The organism is Streptomyces sp. NPDC059861 (assembly GCF_042731435.1).
In the GTDB taxonomy this organism is placed as follows: Bacteria; Actinomycetota; Actinomycetes; order Streptomycetales; family Streptomycetaceae; genus Streptomyces.
In genome coordinates, this window is sequence record NZ_JBHWJQ010000092.1 from 1 (window position 1) to 1,557 (window position 1,557).

The window sequence follows — 1,557 nt, forward strand, 5'->3', positions numbered from 1 at the left end:
CCTACTAGTGCTGCCCCGCGCAAGTTCGTGGAGGGGTGTTGGGTCTGATCAGGCGGTCTTGAGTGGGCTGCCGTCATAGGTCCACCTGTACGGCTTCGCGGTCTCATTGCGGCCGATGACGTAACTCTCCAGCTTGTCGATGAGGTCATCGCGGCTGGAGAAGTCACCGTGTCGCAGCACGCGGCGGGTCAGGACGGAGAAGAACAGCTCGATCTGGTTGAGCCAGGAGGCGTGCGGCGGGGTCCAGTGCACGTGCCAGCGCGGGTGGTCGGCGAGCCACGCCTTGGTGTGTTTGGCGGTGTGGGAGGAGCCGTTGTCCAGCACGACATGGATGTCCTGGTCGGGGGCGATGACCGTGTCGAGCTGGTCGAGGAAGGCAGTGAACGTCGCTGCGTCGTTGCGGGCAATGATCTCGGTGAGGACCTCTCCGGTGCGCACATCCAGGGCGGCGACCAGCGAGGCGGTGCCGTGGCGGCGGTACTCGAACTCCTCGCGAGCGGGCTCGCCCGGCCTGGCGGGACGACCGGGGTGGCGCCTGGCGCGGGCGGCGATCGCGGTCTTCTCGTCGATGGACAGCACCACCGCCCCTTCAGGTGGGTCGCGGTACAGGTCGCACACGTCCGCGACACGGTCCCAGAAGTCAGGGGTGTCTCGGCGGGTGAGCCAGCCGCGGACCCGGTGTGGTTTGAGGTCCAAGTCGGCCAAGATCCGGCCGACTTGGGAGGCAGAGATGGTGGCGAAGACAGTGCCGGCGACCCGGGCGGCGATCGTGCGGTGCGACCAGGTCGCTTCCGGGTGCGGGGGCGCACTGGTGGCGGCGGCCACGATCGCCACCGTCACCTGGGGCCCGTATGCCTTGGGCCGGCCCGAGCGGGCGGCGTCCTTCAGCCCGTCCCGGCCCAGAGCGGCAAACCGTCCGCGCCACTTGCGGACCGTGTTCACGCTGACCGCCAGGTCCCGCGCGATGGCCCCATTGCTCAGGCCCTCAGCCGCCGCCAGCACGATCCGCGCCCGGAGCACCGCCCGCACCTGCGCTTTCAGGGAAACCGCTGTACGGATCAGACGCTCGCGCACCCTCTCGTCCAACTCCACCACGACCGCCTCGACCATCCCGGCCACACCCTCGCCCGCCCCGACCAAAGTGATGATCATGGCGTATGCGGGGGTGACCCAGCAGGATGGACCCGTGCCGAAGAATCCGCCCGAGTCCATGCAGGATCACCTGCGCCACCGTCTGAACGTCCGCGCCAAGGAACGCTGGCCCCAGCTCGTCCGCGTCCAGGTGCGCTTCCGCTCCGGATTCGCCTACGTGGCAGGGGAACTGCCGGGCGAGGAGGAACCGCTGCCGCTGTGCCGCCTGCGCTTCACCGGCGTCCTGCACACCTGGGGCTTCGCCCTCTACCTCGCCAGCCGAGGCAAGTACGAGGACAACTTCCTGCCCACCGGACTGCCCTTCGGCTCACCCGAAGACGCCCTGGACTGCGCCTGCGGCTTCTACCTCGGCGACCCGACGCCCTGATCAACACCCCTCCACGAACTTCCGCGGAGCAGCACTAG

At 68.9% G+C, this 1,557-nt stretch carries 2 protein-coding genes; one reads left to right on the forward strand and one right to left on the reverse strand.

Translation table 11 applies throughout. The features are described from left to right. Positions 1 to 48: 48 nt before the first annotated feature. Positions 49 to 1,152, reverse strand: coding sequence for an IS630 family transposase (locus ACFV6X_RS35510; protein ID WP_385390550.1), 1,104 nt, complete (start codon positions 1,150 to 1,152; stop codon positions 49 to 51). Between the two features lie 34 nt (positions 1,153 to 1,186). Here ACFV6X_RS35510 and ACFV6X_RS35515 point away from each other — a divergent pair, with 34 nt between their 5' ends. After that, positions 1,187 to 1,519 carry a hypothetical protein gene (locus ACFV6X_RS35515; protein ID WP_385390552.1) on the forward strand — a complete coding sequence of 111 codons (333 nt, stop codon included), beginning with the start codon at positions 1,187 to 1,189 and terminating at the stop codon, positions 1,517 to 1,519. Positions 1,520 to 1,557: the final 38 nt, after the last annotated feature.

Bases quoted from the DNA above. Each gene is read 5' to 3' on its own strand.
- ACFV6X_RS35510 (WP_385390550.1), bottom strand. From the start codon at position 1,152: ATGATCATCACTTTGGTCGGGGCGGGCGAGGGTGTGGCCGGGATGGTC.